Below are 16,662 nucleotides of genomic sequence, written 5' to 3' on the forward strand. Positions count from 1 at the left end.
CAGAGTGATGCCTCTGCTGTCCTACGACGTTATGGGACGCGGACCTTGCAGTAAATGCGCCAATTCTGACTGGACTTGTAGGTAACGGAGACACAAGGCGCAGTTCGTTGCTGTAGGACGGCAACGCTTACAAATGTGGTCTGTTTCCTATGGCCCTGGCGGATGGAATAACGGCGACGTTGTGAAACGTCGCCGTTATTGATCCTTACTTGCCGCTTACGCTAACGCCGTAGAAGGAGTTCAAGCCAAATGGGCTGATCTTGAAGTCCTGTACGGTATTACGCATGGGTTGATACACCGTCGAGTGCGCGATAGGTGTCATCGGGACTGCATCTTTGAGGATATGTTGCGCCTGCTTGTACAGCTCGGTGCGTTTGGCGACATCCGATGTGGCCTTGGCTTCTTTCACGATGCCGTCGAATTTCTTGTCGCACCACTTGGAGAAGTTGTTGCCCGACAGCGAGTCGCAGCCGAACAGCACGTTCAGCCAGTTGTCCGGGTCACCATTGTCGCCGCTCCAGCCAATGATCATGGCCTGGTTCTCGCCGCCTTTGGAACGCTTGATGTACTCGCCCCATTCGTAGCTGGTGATCTTGACCTTCAGGCCGATCTTGGACCAGTCGTTCTGCAGCATCTCAGCCATCAGCTTGGCGTTCGGGTTGTACGGACGCTGAACCGGCATGGCCCACAGGACGATTTCGGTACCTTCCTTGACGCCGGCTTCCTTGAGCAGCGCCTTGGCTTTCTCTGGGTCGTACTTAGCGTCCTTGATGCTGGTGTCGTAGGACCATTGGGTCGGCGGCATGGCGTTGACGGCCAGTTGGCCGGCGCCCTGGTACACGGAGTCAATGATCTGCTGCTTGTTCACCGCCATGTCCAGCGCCTGGCGTACGCGCAGGTCAGCCAGCGGGTTAGGCTGGTCGCTGCCCTTGACCTTGTCCATCACGTTGTAGGCCACATAGCCCAGGTTGAAACCGGCCTGGTGCGGCAGCTTCAGGTCTTTGTCTTCGCCCAGCGCCTTTAGGTCGGCCGGACGTGGGAACAGAGTGATCTGGCATTCGTTTTTCTTGAGCTTCTGGATACGCACCGACGGGTCAGTGGTGATGGCGAAGATCAGGTTGTCGATCTTCACGTCTTCAGGTTTCCAGTAGTCCTTGTTGCCGGTGTAACGAATGTTCGAATCTTTCTGGTAGCTCTTGAACACGAACGGGCCAGTGCCGACCGGCTTCTGGTTGATGTCGGCGGGTTTGCCTTCCTTCAACAATTGCGCGGCATATTCAGCGGACTGGATCGAAGCAAAGCTCATGGCCAGGTTCTGGATGAAAGCCGCGTCCACGGTGCCAAGGGTGAACTTGACGGTGTGATCATCGACTTTCTCGATGTTCTTGATGTTGGTGTCCATCCCCATGTCCGTGAAGTACGGGAACTCGGTGGGGTAGGCCTTACGGAACGGATCGTCTTTGTTGATCATCCGGTTGAAGGTGAACAGTACGTCGTCAGCCGAGAATTCACGAGTAGGCTTGAAGTACGGGGTGGTGTGGAACTTGACGCCTTCGCGCAGGTGGAAGGTATACGTCAGGCCGTCCGGCGACACATCCCAGCTGGTGGCCAGGCCAGGAACGACGGCGGTGCCGCCACGCTCGAACTGGCTCAGACGGTTGAACATGGTTTCGGCCGAGGCATCGAAGTCTGTTCCGGTGGTGTACTGGCCTGGGTCGAAACCGGCCGGGCTCCCTTCGGAGCAGAACACCAGGTTAGTTGCCGCCAGGGCTACGGGGGCTGCGGCCATAAGGCCAGCGCTCACTAATAACGGAAGGACTGCGTGTTTAAGCATGTTGGCCTCATGATTTGTTGTCATTTTTGGTGGTGAGGGCGACCTCGTGAGTCGGCCTGCGGATACTTATGCAGGCGCCATACCCAATGCAAGATGCTGAACGGTTACGAGCGGTAAACAGTGGTACGAACGTACAGGAATGTCGCAATTATGAAAGTTTTGCCATAAATGCGTCGATTTGATGGTTTTTTTCGGTGCAATGTGCGCACCAAAAAAGCCCAGCCGAGGCGTCTAGCGCACTCGGTTGGGGCGTTGATGTTACTTATCTAGACTCACGCCGTAGAAGGGCGTCAGTCCAAACGGGCTGATCTTGAAGTCGCGCACTTCCTTGCGCAGGGGCTGGAAAACCGTCGAGTTCGCAATAGGCGTTATAGGTACCTGTTCCTTAAGGATTTTCTGCGCCTGTTGATACCACTTGATACGCTGCTCGCGATCATTGCTGACCTTGGCTTGCTGCACCAGCTTGTCGTAGGCCGGGTTACACCATTTGGCATAGTTGCTGCCCTTGACCGCGGCACAACTGTAGAGCACGCCGAGCCAGTTATCCGGGTCGCCGTTATCGCCGGTCCAGCCGTAAATCATTGCGTCGTGTTCGCCATTTTTAGCGCGTTTGATGTACTCGCCCCACTCATAGCTGACGATGTTGGCTTTGATGCCGACCTTGGCCCAATCCTGTTGGATCATTTGTGCGGACATCCGCGCATTGGGGTTGGAGGCGCGTTGCACGGTCATCGCCCACAGATTGATGGTGGTACCTGGTGCAACCCCTGCTTCTTTTAGTAGCAACCGGGCTTTGGTCGGATCGTAGGGGGCATCCTTGGTGCCTGGGTCATAAGACCACTGCGCCGGCGGCAATGCGTTCTGCGCCAATTGTCCGGCGCTCTGGTAAACGGCCTTGATGATTGCTGGTTTGTCGATCGCCATGTCCAGCGCCTGGCGCACCTTGAGTTGGTCCAGCGGCGGGTGCGTTACGTTGTAGGCCAGGAAGCCCAGATTGAAACCCGCTTGTTGCAGCACGCGCAGATTGGGATCTTGCTTCATCACGTCGATGTCGGCAGGACGTGGGTAACCGCTGACCTGGCATTCACCGGCCTTTAGTTTTTGCAGGCGCGCAGCGGCGTCCGGGGTGATCGCAAATACCAGGTTATCGAGCTTTACGTCCTCGGGCTTCCAGTATTGTGTGTTGGCCACATACCGGATCTGCGCATCTTTCTGGTAACGCTTGAACACAAACGGCCCGGTGCCGATGGGCTTTTGATTGATCTGCTCGGCCTTGCCCTCTTTCAACAGCTGGGCGGCGTATTCGGCCGATTGCACCGAGGCGAAACTCATCGCCAGGTTCTGTACGAATGAAGCATCGACATTGTTCAGGTTGAAACGCACGGTGTGTTCGTCGAGTTTGTCGACGCTCTTGATCGTGGCGTTCAAGCCCATGTCAGTGAAGTAGGGCGATTCGGAGGGGTAGGCCTTGCGAAACGGGCTGTCGGCATCGAGCAAGCGATTGAAGGTGAACAACACATCATCGGCGTTGAAATCACGGGTCGGGGTGAAGAAGTCGGTGGTGTGGAACTTGACGCCATCGCGCAGGTGGAAGGTATACGTCAGGCCGTCCTTGGATACATCCCAGTTCGTGGCCAGACCCGGTTCTACCTCGGTGCCACCGCGCTTGAACTGAGTCAGACGGTTGAACACGGTTTCGGCGGACGCGTCAAAATCGGTGCCGCTGGTGTACTGGCTGGGATCGAACCCGGCGGGGCTGGCTTCGGAGCAGTAGACCAGGGTGGTTGCGGCCTGAGCCATCGGCATAAAAGCCAGTAGGCTTGCGGCGAGGAGCAGTGGCTTGACGGCGATTCTTTCCATGGAGACCCCTGAAATGGCAGGCAGACCAAAGCTGCCTAAACGAAAACGGCGGTCACCGAGGTTACCGCCGTTCTGGTTACTCAGGTAGGGACATCTGCATCAAAGGGGGCCTTGATTACTGAGGGAGATCATCGGGGATCGAGACTTCCAGTTGAGTTGGAGCGTAATCGTCAATCGTGTAAAGGTCGCCGGACACGTCATTGTTCTCGCGAATGGTGAAGGTTCTGACGGAGGTTGCTTCTAAATCCGGAATCACTTTTGGAACGTGATCGCTGACATCGCTTACAAACCACGTGGTGACGACTTTGACTCGGGCTTCACTGTTTATCGGGTCGTAATCAATAAAGTAAGAAGTATTGCTTGCTGTGACGCCGTAGCCTTCTTTCAAGCTTTGGAGCAACTCCCAATTGGCGGGAAATACTGATCCTTGATGGGCAACCTCGGAGATACGGGATCGCAGTTGTGCATCGGGAATCTCTTTCTCGAATTTCTTTAGACGGCTCAGTCTTGTCGCTTCGGGTGTGTCTGCACTGGCGTCCAACGGCACCTCGATATCGCCGCCTTTTGAGCTTTTGATGACCGTGTAGTTGTTACGATTCAGGTCGGGAAGAAAGTGCTCTGAATAATTGGTCTCGCTCAGAGGCGTAGGAGCCGCTCGCTCCGAGGGCAATACTTCGAACTTCTCCTTGGGGGCCTCCCAGCCAATATTCAGCTTTCTTTTAACAACGCCGTTTTCTTCATAGCCGCGGGTCGATACGGCGTAAGGTCTGGTCTCATCCACTTTCATGAATTGGTCGAATCTGTCGGCTCGTGCCACGGCCTGTTGATCGACATCGGCGAACAGGTCCGAAAAATGGGGGGTCAGATTTTCACTAGGTGTTGGCGATGGTGAGCGCTGCCACGGCCACCTCACCCCCCCATTGGCTGCATTGCGAACCCAGTTTCCGTCACCGGCTGAATGCACGGTCAATACAATCTTTCCGGAGCGATCAATAATCTGCACGTAGTCATTGCTAGGTTTGAAGTTGCTTTTTATTTCATATACGCCAGGGACGCCTGTCCCATCGGTGTAGCGGATAAACCAGCGATCTTCGTCGGTGGCGGTGTTCTTGAGCTGATAGATGCCCTTCTGGTTGTGCGTGGCCTTTTCAATCAACTGCTCGCCGTCAGGGATGGCATATTCGCTGATCATCCCCGCGTGACTGGGCCGCAACGGGTTCACCTGGGGCGTCGAGTGATTTGCAACCGGGTTGGTATCACTCTCGCTCAACGCGTTTGGCGTGCGCACGAGTTCAAGATCGCTAGTGTCCTGACTGAATCGCCAGCTGTAGGGTTTTGCGCTGGGAGCGCCAGGTGTCAAAACCGCCTCCCCAAGTCCGGCTTCCACTCCAATGGGGGCAATCTCGTGCGCCAGTTGCAGGCTGGAAATTACTGCCGCGGCGTTACCTGCGACACGATCATCAGCCGTCTTGCCGTAGAGGCCATCGTGTACGCCGAAGACAATGTTGCCCACATTGCCTACGATCGGTAAGTAACCCAACGTGTTACCCCAAAACTCTTTGGCTGCTTTCCAACTTTGTTGGGAGGCGCCAAAGACCTCGGTTTGATCGGTCCAGCGTGCATTCTTGGCATTTATCGCCTGGTAGTGGGGGGCAATACCGTTTTTAAGGTCGCCAAATTTCAAGTAGTAATCGCTGTCTCGCGATTGTGTGTAATTGAATGTCTCCCGGACCGGTACGGCCTGATCTGTGAACGGGCCTTTTCTTCCTGGAAACGTAGAACGGTTATCCTGAATCAATGCATTGAGTACATACCCGGCCCCTACCCAGTGAGCATCATGACCGCCTTGCCTGTCACGAGCGTTGAAGCGGCTAACTAATTGAGCCTGATTGTTTTTAGCCCAACTGGCAAAGTCGTCATCACCGTGTATTTCACGGGCGGAGCCATTCTTTAAGTCAATCATCAGTCCCTTGTTCGGGCGGTGGTCATAATCACCGTGATAATTGATATAAGGAATAAATGCATAACCCTCTAAGGGATAGCCATATATGTTGGGGATTACCGCGTTTCCGTCTTCTTCAAGTGTGCGGACAATGGCGGCCCGCGCAGCGGGGGTTAGGTGTTTGTTACTGGAATTGTCGTCATGCAGACTTTGTAATATTCCTCGCAACACATAGGCATCCGCTTTGCCCGATCGCTTCGCCAGTTGCCCCGAGGCGTCGCGCATGGGCGCCGCTATTTCATTTTCCCAATGGCCTTGGAGTTGGCTACCCAAGGATTCCAGTTCGTGAAGCTTGTTTTTATCTTGCGGGTTGATGTGCATGCCCTGGAAGTTCAACGGGCCGCCCCTTGACACCTTGTCGTGCGCAAGAGCGCCGGCTGCAATCTCCCATGCAAAATAGGTGCGTACCTCCTTGTTGGTTTCCTCCTGGGGCTTGCCCATTCCTACATAGGAGTGGAAGGTCACCGAGATTTTTTCATGGGGATCGTAGCCGGCTGCTAGCAACCCGCCGCTGAAGTAACCTGCGGGTTCAAGAAACAGGCGAGTTTGCTGGAACTTGATATTGCGTTCTGCGTCGCTGCCATTTTCGATGTGTTGAATGTGCGCGACGACTCGACCGGCATAGGCATCGATACGATGCATTCGCTCTTGCTGTGTATAACCCGCGTTTGGCGGAATAACGTTGACTGACCCATAGATGATGCTTTTGGAAGCATCGAGCTCATGGGCGGGTGTAGGCAAGGGGAACGGGGGTTGGTCGAGCAATTTTTTTGGATGTTTTGAAGAGGTTTCTTCTGCCTGCTGCCGGGTTTGCGTTGCGGGCAAATCATCAAGCGCTCGACGCTGGCGATCGTGTGTGGGAGGGAAAGAGGGAACGACGGGTGTGGGAGCGAGAGACGGTGTTATATTCATTATCGACTCACATTAATTATTGGATAAATAACTGCCGTTCATCGAGAAACAAAGAAATCGATATGTGTGATGTTCTGTTGTCAGTACGTCCGTGTGTGGCAAATAACCTGTTCGATGTTCTGATTCAAGATGATGTGCATGGCAACCCTGGGTGGGAAGTTGAGTGTCGTAAGTTCCAGGCCTGCATTCGTAATGTTTGACGAGTGGTGTCGTGAGGGCGAGGTTTAGATAGATTAGAGTAAGGCTGTAGTATCAAGTTACTTGGTGTGTGGTAGCGGTCTGAGTGTTCCGTGGGCGGCAACACCACAGCGTAACCGGTGAAGGTTACGCCGTGTTGGTCTCGCGAAGACTTACGGTAAAACTTCGATCACTCCATCGGCGCTCATGCTCACTTGGCTGGTGCCTGCTTCAACGTCAGGCGTCGGTGCAGAATCTGCCATGGCCGCCTTCATCATCATGCCGCCACGGGCATAAGGCATCGGGTAACCATTGGTGTTGAAGTTCAGATTGACGATCTTGTAACCCTTGCCGCCCAGTGCATCGGTAGCCAGTTGCGCACGGGCCTTGAACGCAGTAACCGCGTCCTTGAGCAACGCATCTTCGCTGGCCTTGCGCGTGGCATCGGCGATGGCGAAGTCCATGTTTTCCATTTTCAGCGTGTTCAACAGCTCGCCGGTGAGCTTGGACAGCGCCGGGAAGTCCGCGCTTTCCAGGCGCAGTTCGGCGCGCTCACGCCAGCCGGTGATCTTCTGGTTCTTGTTGTCGTAGATCGGGTAGCTGTTACGGCTGCCCTGGCGCAGGGTCACGCCTTTGACTTCGCGGGCCTGGCCTAAGGCTGTGTTCATGGTGGTGGTGATTTCAGCGGCAAGCTTGGCCGGGTCGGCGTTTTGCGACTCGGTATAGAGGGTGACGATCATCTTGTCGCGGGCTACTTCCTGGCTGACTTCGGCGCGCAGGGAGATCTGGTTGTAGTTCAGTGCATCGGCGGCCATGGCCGGCAGGCTGGCAATGGCGCTGGCGCTGAGAGTGATGATGGCTGCACTGCGAATGAAACGAGACATGGAAGCTCCTTGAGGTAGTCGTGCTCGGTATGACTGTAGACGCTGGCATAGGGTTCTTCGGGTTTACACATTACCAACAAGTTATGCGGGTGCCGACGAACGGTCATTTAGCCGGCCTGCGTCAAAGAGCCACACGCGCCGTGCCAGCAGGTCCGCTTCGTTTATACTCGTGCCGATCCGCCTGCAGCGCTCATCGGGAGAGCTCATGCTCGCCGCCGTAAAACTGACTTCCGCCACTCGCCAGAACCTCTGGCGCCTGACGTTCATTCGCACCCTGGTATTGGCCGCACAGGCCGGTTCCGTCGGGCTTGCCTATTGGTTCGACCTGCTGCCGCTGCCCTGGCTGCAACTGGCTGTGACCCTGGGTTTTTCCACCGTGTTGTGTGCATTTACCGCCATACGGCTGCGCACCACCTGGCCGGTGACCGAGTTGGAATATGCCCTGCAACTGGCTTGCGACCTGTTTATCCACAGCGTGTTGCTGTACTTCTCCGGTGGGTCCACCAACCCGTTCGTTTCGTATTACCTGGTGCCACTGACCATCGCTGCGGTGACGTTGCCATGGCGCTACTCGGTGGTGCTTTCGGGGATCGCGCTGACGCTGTACACCCTGTTGCTGGCTCAGTTCTACCCGTTGCAGACCTTCCCTATCGCCCGGGAAAACCTGCAAATCTACGGGATGTGGTTGAGTTTTGCCCTGTCTGCCGCCGTCATTACCTTTTTCGCCGCACGTATGGCCGAAGAGCTGCGTCGCCAGGAAGAGCTGCGCGCCATTCGCCGTGAAGAGGGCCTGCGTGACCAGCAACTGCTGGCCGTTGCCACCCAGGCTGCCGGTGCCGCCCATGAATTGGGCACGCCGTTGGCGACCATGAGCGTGCTGCTCAAGGAAATGACCCAGGACCATCACGACCCCGCGCTGCAAGACGACTTGAGCGTGCTGCAGGAACAGGTCAAGCAATGCAAGCTGACGCTGCAGCAACTGGTGCGTGCCGCCGAAGCCAATCGCCGCCTCGCGGTTGAAATGCAGGATGTGACCCAATGGCTCGATGAAGCCCTGAACCGTTGGCACCTGATGCGCCCCGAGGCCAGTTACCGCTTCAACCTGTTGGGCCAAGGCAGCGTGCCGCGCCTGGCGCCACCGCCGGACCTGACCCAGGCGCTGCTCAACTTGCTGAACAACGCCGCTGACGCCTGCCCTGAAGGGCTCGGTGTACAGTTGGACTGGGACGCCGAAAACATCACCATCAGCATTCGTGACCACGGCGCGGGCGTGCCGCTGGCCATTGCCGAGCAGATCGGCAAACCCTTCTTTACCACCAAGGGCAAAGGCTTCGGCCTGGGCCTGTTTTTGAGCAAGGCCAGCGTGACCCGCGCGGGCGGCTCAGTGAAGCTCTATAGTCATGAGGAAGGTGGCACGCTCACCGAGCTGCGCCTGCCCCGTGTCGCACGAGGAGATATCGATGAGTGACGAGATCCAAGTCGAAGGCGAAGAACTGCCGCACCTGTTGCTGGTAGATGACGATGCCACCTTTACCCGCGTGATGGCGCGCGCCATGAGCCGTCGCGGTTTTCGCGTCAGCACCGCAGGGTCTGCCGAAGAAGGCCTGACCATCGCCCAGGCCGACCTGCCCGACTACGCCGCCCTCGACCTGAAAATGGACGGCGACTCCGGCCTGGTGCTGCTGCCCAAGCTGCTGGAGCTCGACCCCGAAATGCGCGTGGTGATCCTCACCGGTTATTCCAGCATCGCCACGGCTGTAGAGGCGATCAAGCGCGGCGCCTGCAACTACCTGTGCAAGCCGGCGGACGCCGACGATGTGCTGGCCGCTCTGCTTTCCGAGCATGCCGACCTCGACACCCTGGTGCCGGAAAACCCGATGTCGGTGGACCGCCTGCAATGGGAGCATATCCAGCGCGTGCTGACCGAGCACGAAGGCAATATCTCCGCCACTGCCCGTGCTTTAGGCATGCACCGCCGTACCTTGCAGCGCAAGTTGCAGAAGCGCCCGGTACGACGCTGAACGAACACTGAACAACCTGCTTCAGGCTGCACGGATGCGCGAACCGATCACCTATGATCGGTTCAAACGCCTGTGATGTTTTTCCTGCCGAGCCTGAACAATGAACCAGAACGCTGAGTACTCCGCGATCAACGACGCGGTGCGGGGGCAATTCTTCCGCCGAACCTGGGCCATGATCACACCGTATTGGCGTAGCGAAGAGAAGGGCAGGGCCTGGCTGTTGCTGGCTGCAGTGATTGGCCTGTCGCTGTTCAGCGTGGCGATTTCCGTGTGGATCAATCACTGGTACAAGGATTTCTACAACGCCCTGGAGAAGAAGGACACCGCCGCCTTCTGGCAACTGATAGGTTATTTCGGCGGCATTGCGGCGGTGGCGATTCTCGGCGCGGTCTACCGTCTCTATCTGACCCAGATGCTGACGATCCGCTGGCGCGCCTGGCTCACCGAAAAACACTTCACCCGGTGGCTGGCCCACAAGAATTACTACCAGCTGGAACAGGGTGGTTATACCGACAACCCAGACCAGCGGATTTCCGAAGACCTCAACAACTTCACCTCCGGCACCTTGAGCCTCGGCCTTGGGTTGCTGCGTAATGTGGTCAGCCTGGTGTCGTTCTCGATCATCCTGTGGGGCGTATCGGGCAGCATCGAAGTGTTTGGCATCACCATCCCCGGCTATATGTTCTGGTGCGCGCTGCTGTACGCCACCGTGGGCAGTTGGCTGACGCACCTGATCGGCCGACGCTTGATCGGCCTGAGCAACCAACAGCAACGCTTCGAGGCAGACCTGCGTTTTTCCATGGTGCGGGTGCGTGAGAATGCCGAGAGCATTGCCCTGTACAACGGCGAGCCCAATGAAAGACAACGCCTGAGTACGCGCTTCGGCAAGGTCTGGCACAACTTCTGGGACATCATGAAAGTGTCCAAGCGCCTGACCTTTTTCACCGCCGGCTACAGCCAGATTGCGATCATCTTCCCGTTTATCGTGGCCGCGCCGCGCTACTTCACCGGCAAAATCGAGCTGGGCGAGCTGATGCAAATCAACTCGGCGTTTGGCAACGTGCAGGAAAACTTCAGCTGGTTTATCAACGCCTACTCGGAACTGGCGACATGGCGCGCCACCAGTGATCGTCTGCTGAGTTTCCAGCAAGCCATGAGCGACAACGAGCAGCGAGCCCCGGCCATCGATGTGCGCCCTGACGGCGAGCGCCTGGTGATCACGGATCTGGGCATGGACCTGGCCGACGGCCGTCACCTGCTCACCGACGCCGACATGACCGTGGAGCCTGGCCAGCGCGTGATGCTCAGCGGGCGTTCCGGTAGCGGCAAGAGCACCTTGTTGCGGGCGATGGGCCATCTTTGGCCCGCAGGTCATGGCAGCATTCGGTTGCCGGCGACGCGCTACCTGTTCCTGCCGCAGAAGCCTTACCTGCCGATTGGTACGCTCAAGGCGGTGCTGAGTTATCCACAAGACGACAGCGTCTATCCGGCAGAACGTTATGCACAGGTCCTGCAAACCTGCCGCCTGCCGCACCTGCTCAATCGTCTGGATGAAGCCAACCACTGGCAACGCATGCTTTCGCCGGGTGAGCAACAGCGCCTGGCCTTTGCCCGAGCGTTGTTGTTCGCACCGCAGTGGCTGTATATGGATGAAGCTACCTCGGCGATGGATGAAGAGGATGAGGCAACGTTGTACCAGGCATTGATCGATGAATTGCCGGGATTGAGCATCGTCAGCGTCGGCCACCGCAGCAGCCTCAAGCGTTTCCATGGGCGGCATGTGCGCATCGAGGGTGGGCGGTTGCAGGAGCAACAACTCACTTGAGCTCATCCTCGGTGAGTGTGGGAGGGGGCTTGCTCCCGATAGCGGTGTGTCAGCCACCTACTTTGGGGCTGACAGACTGCTATCGGGAGCAAGCCCCCTCCCACATTAGGTTCTGCTTTGTCTTGGAGAATGAGACAAAAAAAGCCCGGCTGATCATTGATCAGCCGGGCTTTTTTAATGCTCGAAGATGACTTACTTCTTCAAGCCGTAATGCTCATCCAGCATTCCTGGGGCGTTCGGCGTCTTTGGCGCGTAGTCCCGTGGTGGCTCCTGGTTTTCCCGAGGCGGGGTCAGGCGTTCCCGTGGGGTTTGCGGTGCATCGGAATGCAGCGCAGCCAGCAGGCGCTGGCGGGTGATGTCGTCGAGGGCCAGGCGATTAGCGCCTTCGGCGAGGTGATCCTGTACTTCCTGGTAGCTCTGGGTGAGCTTCTTGACCAGGGTCGCGGTGCTGTTGAAGTGGGTAACAACCTCGTTCTGATAACTGTCAAAACGTTCCTGAATGTCATCCAGCTGACGCTGCGTGCGGTTAGGCGCGGCATTCGGCAGCAGGCGGGCAACCAGGAATCCAATGGCGACACCGGCAACCAGGGCAAGAGTCGGCAACAACCAAACTAAGAGCGAGTGTTCCACGAGTCCTTCCTCTATAAACGGCTTTGCTTTACGTTAACGGCTCAAACCTGCGCTGTATACCGCGATTAAGCTCGCAATGATGCCATGCACAGACTTTTAGCTAGACGAGTCGACCCCTTGAGAGGTCACGGAGTTCATCCTTGCTCATGCGTGAAACCCCCGTTTTGATCGATGGCCCGGTGGGCCAATTGGAAGCCTTGTACCTGGATCACCCCGAACCACGTGGCCTGGCGCTGATCTGCCACCCTAACCCGGTGCAGGGTGGGACCATGCTCAATAAAGTGGTGTCGACCCTGCAACGCACTGCGCGCGATGCCGGTTTGATTACTTTGCGTTTCAATTATCGTGGCGTCGGTGCCAGCGCCGGTACACACGATATGGCCAGTGGTGAGGTCGACGATGCCGAAGCGGCCGTCACCTGGCTGCGGGCAAAACATCCCGAACTGCCGATCACCTTGTTGGGTTTTTCCTTCGGTGGCTATGTCGCGGCCAGTCTCGGCGGCCGTCTGGAAGCCAAGGGTGAAAAGCTTGCGCACCTGTTTATGGTGGCTGCCGCCGTGATGCGCCTTGGCGATGCAGATGTGTTGCCCCAAGGCTGCCCGTTGACCCTGATCCAACCGGAAAGCGATGAAGTGGTCGACCCGCAATTGGTCTACGACTGGTCCGCCGCCCTGAAACGCCCCCATGAGTTGCTGAAAGTGGCAGAATGCGGACACTTTTTTCATGGCAAGCTGACCGATCTCAAGGATCTGGTGCTGCCACGCCTTTCGAATTGATGACAAGCGATCACCCATGACGACCCGTACCCGAATCCTCACCGGCATTACCACCACCGGCACGCCGCACCTGGGCAACTACGCCGGTGCGATTCGCCCGGCGATCCTCGCCAGCGAAGACGCGAATGCCGACTCCTTCTACTTCCTGGCCGACTACCACGCGCTGATCAAGTGCGACGACCCGCAGCGCATCCAACGCTCGCGCATGGAAATCGCCGCGACCTGGCTGGCCGGTGGCCTGGATGTGAACCGTGTGACCTTCTATCGCCAGTCGGACATCCCGGAGATTCCCGAGCTGACCTGGCTGCTGACCTGCGTTGCCGCCAAGGGCCTGCTCAACCGCGCCCATGCGTACAAGGCGTCGGTGGACAAGAACGTGGAAAACGGCGAAGACCCGGATGCGGGCATCAGCATGGGCCTGTACAGCTACCCGGTGCTGATGGCCGCTGACATCCTGATGTTCAACGCGCACAAGGTGCCAGTCGGTCGCGACCAGATCCAGCACGTGGAAATGGCTCGCGACATCGGCCAGCGTTTCAACCACTTGTTCGGCAACGGTAAAGAATTCTTCACCATGCCCGAGGCGCTGATCGAAGAAAGCGTTGCCACCTTGCCGGGCCTGGATGGCCGCAAGATGTCCAAGAGCTACGACAACACCATCCCGTTGTTCACCAGCGCCAAGGACATGAAAGACGCGATCTCGCGGATCGTGACCGACTCGCGTGCGCCGGGCGAAGCCAAGGACCCGGACAATTCGCACCTGTTCACCCTGTACCAGGCGTTCGCGACCAAGGCGCAGGAAGAAGAATTCCGTGGCGAGCTGCTGCAAGGCCTGGGCTGGGGCGAGGCGAAGAATCGTCTGTTCCAACTGCTCGACGGCCAACTTGGTGAAGCGCGCGAGCGTTACCACCAACTGATGTCGCGCCCCTCCGATATGGAAGACCTGCTGCTGGTCGGCGCCAAGAAAGCCCGTGCCGTGGCCGCGCCATTCCTCGCCGAGTTGCGTGAGGCGGTGGGCCTGCGTTCGTTCGTCAACCAGGCTGCGGCGCCGGCTGCCACCAAGAAAAAAGCGGCGAAGGCTGCGCGTTTTGTGAGTTTTCGTGAAGACGATGGCAGCTTCCGCTTCCGCCTGCTGGCCGCTGATGGTGAGCAACTGTTGCTGTCGCGCAACTTTGCCGATGGCAAAGCAGCTGGCGCTGTGACCAAACAATTGCAAAGTGGTGATGCGCTGGACGTGCGTGCGCAGGCTCTGAGCTTCAGCGTATGGCTGGACGGCGCCGCCGTTGCTGACAGTGCCGAGTACGCCGATCAAGCATCGCGTGACGCGGCCATCGAAGCCTTGCGCGCTGCGTTGGCCCCAATCGAGGATTAACCCGACCAAGGGTTGATTGCCATTCTCCAGGGCCGTCGTTACAGTGTCGGCCCGTTTTTGTTGCCTTGCTAACGAAATTATGACGCCCCTAGAACGATATCAAGCTGATCTGAAACGCCCTGAATTCTTCCATGACGCAGCCCAGGAAAATGCTGTGCGTCATTTGCAGCGCCTGTACGACGATCTGGTCGCGGCCTCGCAAAGCAAACCAGGGATGTTCAGCAAGCTGTTTGGCAAGAAAGATCACACGCCGGTCAAGGGCCTGTACTTCTGGGGTGGCGTCGGCCGGGGCAAGACTTATCTGGTAGACACCTTCTTTGAAGCGCTGCCATTCAAGGAAAAGGTCCGTACTCACTTCCACCGCTTCATGAAGCGCGTGCACGAAGAGATGAAAACCCTGCCGGGCGAGAAAAACCCGCTGACCATCATCGCCAAGCGCTTCTCCCAAGAAGCGCGGGTGATCTGCTTCGATGAGTTCTTCGTCTCCGACATCACCGACGCCATGATCCTTGGCACGCTGATGGAAGAGCTGTTCAAGAACGGTGTGACCCTGGTGGCCACGTCGAACATTGTGCCTGACGGCCTGTATAAGGACGGCCTGCAGCGTGCGCGCTTCCTGCCGGCCATTGCGCTGATCAAGCAGAACACCGATATCGTCAACGTCGACAGCGGCGTCGATTACCGCCTGCGCCACCTGGAGCAAGCCGAGCTGTTCCACTTCCCGCTGAACCAAGCGGCGCACGACAGCCTGAAAAAAAGCTTCCGCGCCCTGACGCCGGAATGCACCCAGGCGGTGGAAAACGACAAGCTGATGATCGAGAACCGCGAAATCATCGCCTTGCGCACCTGCGATGACGTGGCCTGGTTCGAGTTCCGCCAGCTGTGCGACGGCCCGCGCAGCCAGAACGACTACATTGAGCTGGGCAAGATCTTCCACGCGGTGATCTTGAGCGGCGTCGAGCAGATGGGCGTGACCACCGACGATATTGCGCGGCGGTTTATCAACATGGTCGACGAATTCTACGACCGTAACGTCAAGTTGATCATCTCGGCGGAAGTCGAGCTCAAGGACCTGTACACCGGCGGTCGCTTGAACTTCGAATTCCAGCGCACCTTGAGCCGCCTGCTTGAAATGCAGTCCCACGAGTTCCTGTCGCGCGGACACAAGCCTTAATCAATCTCCAGCTCAATGGAGATCCAATGTGGGAGGGGGCTTGCTCCCGATTTCGGAGTGTCAGTCACTGTAGATGTGACTGACCCAGCGCAATCGGGAGCAAGTCGAATCGTCGCACCGCCCCTCCCACTTTGTTTTCTGTGTTCCTTCAGTTAGGCGGCTTGCTGAAATTGCTGGCGATACTGGTTCGGCGACAACTCCGTGTGCTGCCTGAACAACCGCGCAAAGAAACTCGCATCGTCGTAACCCACCTCATAACTGATGGTCTTGATGCTCTTGCGGCTGCCTGAGAGCAGGCCCTTTGCCGTCTCGATGCGCAACCGTTGCAGGTAATGCAGCGGCTTGTCACCGGTGGCGGTCTGGAAGCGCCGCATGAAGTTGCGGATGCTCATGCCGTGTTCCCGGGCGACGTCTTCGAAGCGGAACTTGTCGGCGAAGTGTTCTTCGAGCCAGTGCTGGATCTGCAGGATGATCACGTCCTGGTGCAGCTTCTGGCCGCCAAAACCGATACGCCCCGGCGAATAGCTGCGCTGCACCTCATAGAGGATGTCGCGGGCCACGGCCTGGGCGATGTTGGCCCCGCAGAAGCGTTCGATCAGGTAGATGTAGAGGTCACAGGCCGAGGTGGTGCCGCCGGCGCAATACAGGTTATCGGCATCGGTCAGGTGCTTGTCCTGGTTGAGCTGCACCTTGGGGAAGCGCTCGCTGAAAGCATTGAAGAACCGCCAGTAGGTGGTCGCCTCCTTGCCATCGAGCAGCCCGGCTTCGGCCAGCCAGAACACCCCGGTGGCTTCACCGCACAGCACGGCGCCGCGGGCATGTTGTTCGCGTAGCCACGGCAACACTTGCGGGTAGCGGGTGCACAGGGCGTCGAAGTCGTCCCAGAAGGCCGGCAGCACGATGATATCGGCATCCTCCAGGCCGCCGTCCACCGGCATGATCACATCGCTGAAGCTGCGCACCGACTGCCCGTCGGGGCTGACCAGGCGCGTATCGAACCCTGGGGTCAAGCCCAGGCCCTGCTGTTTACCGTAACGCAGGCTGGCCAGATGGAAGAAGTCCTTGGCTTGCATGAGGGTGGAAGCGAATACCCGATCAATGGCCAAAATGCTGACGCGCCGCAGGGGCGTGGAGATTTGGTTAGACATAATTTCATTTATTCTTATAGGGGAAAGTGGTCACCAGACGGCTGGAT

Annotated in this window: 12 protein-coding genes; 6 read left to right on the forward strand and 6 right to left on the reverse strand. The window is 57.7% G+C overall.

Annotation, left to right across the window (positions count from 1 at the left end):
• Positions 1 to 205: 205 nt before the first annotated feature.
• The 4 genes from LJX92_RS04105 to LJX92_RS04120 form a co-directional block, all read right to left on the reverse strand.
• Positions 206 to 1,834, reverse strand: a complete 1,629-nt coding sequence (locus LJX92_RS04105) for an ABC transporter substrate-binding protein (protein WP_005784750.1) — start codon at positions 1,832 to 1,834, stop codon at positions 206 to 208.
• 258 nt (positions 1,835 to 2,092) lie between these two features.
• The gene (locus tag LJX92_RS04110; protein WP_228309341.1) at positions 2,093 to 3,694 is read right to left on the reverse strand and encodes an ABC transporter substrate-binding protein; all 1,602 of its coding nucleotides are present in this window, start codon (positions 3,692 to 3,694) and stop codon (positions 2,093 to 2,095) included.
• Positions 3,695 to 3,809: 115 nt separating this feature from the next.
• A complete protein-coding gene (locus LJX92_RS04115; protein WP_228309342.1) occupies positions 3,810 to 6,608 on the reverse strand; it encodes a hypothetical protein in 2,799 nt (932 codons plus the stop codon).
• A gap of 350 nt (positions 6,609 to 6,958) precedes the next feature.
• Entirely contained in the window at positions 6,959 to 7,669 is a 711-nt protein-coding gene (locus LJX92_RS04120; RefSeq protein ID WP_032877810.1) for an SIMPL domain-containing protein, read from the reverse strand.
• A gap of 205 nt (positions 7,670 to 7,874) precedes the next feature.
• On the opposite strand from LJX92_RS04120, the gene LJX92_RS04125 reads away from it, so the two are divergent.
• The 3 genes from LJX92_RS04125 (at position 7,875) to LJX92_RS04135 (ending at position 11,515) form a co-directional block, all read left to right on the forward strand.
• Positions 7,875 to 9,137 (forward strand): ATP-binding protein, encoded by a 1,263-nt coding sequence (locus tag LJX92_RS04125; RefSeq protein ID WP_032877809.1) that lies wholly within the window; start codon positions 7,875 to 7,877, stop codon positions 9,135 to 9,137.
• On the forward strand, positions 9,130 to 9,690 hold the full coding sequence (locus tag LJX92_RS04130; RefSeq protein WP_003171731.1) for a response regulator transcription factor: 561 nt from the start codon (positions 9,130 to 9,132) through the stop codon (positions 9,688 to 9,690). Before LJX92_RS04125 ends, LJX92_RS04130 begins: the two co-directional genes overlap by 8 nt.
• Before the next feature lie 100 nt (positions 9,691 to 9,790).
• Positions 9,791 to 11,515 (forward strand): ABC transporter ATP-binding protein/permease, encoded by a 1,725-nt coding sequence (locus LJX92_RS04135; RefSeq protein WP_032877808.1) that lies wholly within the window; start codon positions 9,791 to 9,793, stop codon positions 11,513 to 11,515.
• A gap of 192 nt (positions 11,516 to 11,707) precedes the next feature.
• Here LJX92_RS04135 and LJX92_RS04140 read toward each other — a convergent pair whose 3' ends face one another.
• On the reverse strand, positions 11,708 to 12,145 hold the full coding sequence (locus LJX92_RS04140; protein ID WP_005784763.1) for a YhcB family protein: 438 nt from the start codon (positions 12,143 to 12,145) through the stop codon (positions 11,708 to 11,710).
• 146 nt (positions 12,146 to 12,291) lie between these two features.
• Here LJX92_RS04140 and LJX92_RS04145 point away from each other — a divergent pair, with 146 nt between their 5' ends.
• The 3 genes from LJX92_RS04145 to zapE all read left to right on the forward strand — a co-directional run bounded on the left by LJX92_RS04145 (position 12,292) and on the right by zapE (position 15,467).
• Positions 12,292 to 12,921, forward strand: coding sequence for an alpha/beta hydrolase (locus LJX92_RS04145; protein WP_005784765.1), 630 nt, complete (start codon positions 12,292 to 12,294; stop codon positions 12,919 to 12,921).
• Positions 12,922 to 12,937: 16 nt separating this feature from the next.
• Complete coding sequence (locus tag LJX92_RS04150) at positions 12,938 to 14,293, forward strand: tryptophan--tRNA ligase (protein ID WP_103734635.1); 1,356 nt, start codon at positions 12,938 to 12,940, stop codon at positions 14,291 to 14,293.
• A 79-nt stretch (positions 14,294 to 14,372) separates the two neighbouring features.
• Entirely contained in the window at positions 14,373 to 15,467 is a 1,095-nt protein-coding gene (gene zapE, locus LJX92_RS04155) for a cell division protein ZapE (RefSeq protein ID WP_005784768.1), read from the forward strand.
• Between the two features lie 152 nt (positions 15,468 to 15,619).
• On the opposite strand, the gene LJX92_RS04160 is transcribed toward zapE, so the two are convergent.
• Positions 15,620 to 16,516 (reverse strand): GlxA family transcriptional regulator, encoded by an 897-nt coding sequence (locus tag LJX92_RS04160; protein ID WP_177327423.1) that lies wholly within the window; start codon positions 16,514 to 16,516, stop codon positions 15,620 to 15,622.
• Positions 16,517 to 16,662 lie beyond the last annotated feature (146 nt).

The organism is Pseudomonas sp. HN8-3 (genome assembly GCF_020790195.1).
GTDB classification, from domain to species: domain Bacteria; phylum Pseudomonadota; class Gammaproteobacteria; order Pseudomonadales; family Pseudomonadaceae; genus Aquipseudomonas; species Aquipseudomonas synxantha_A.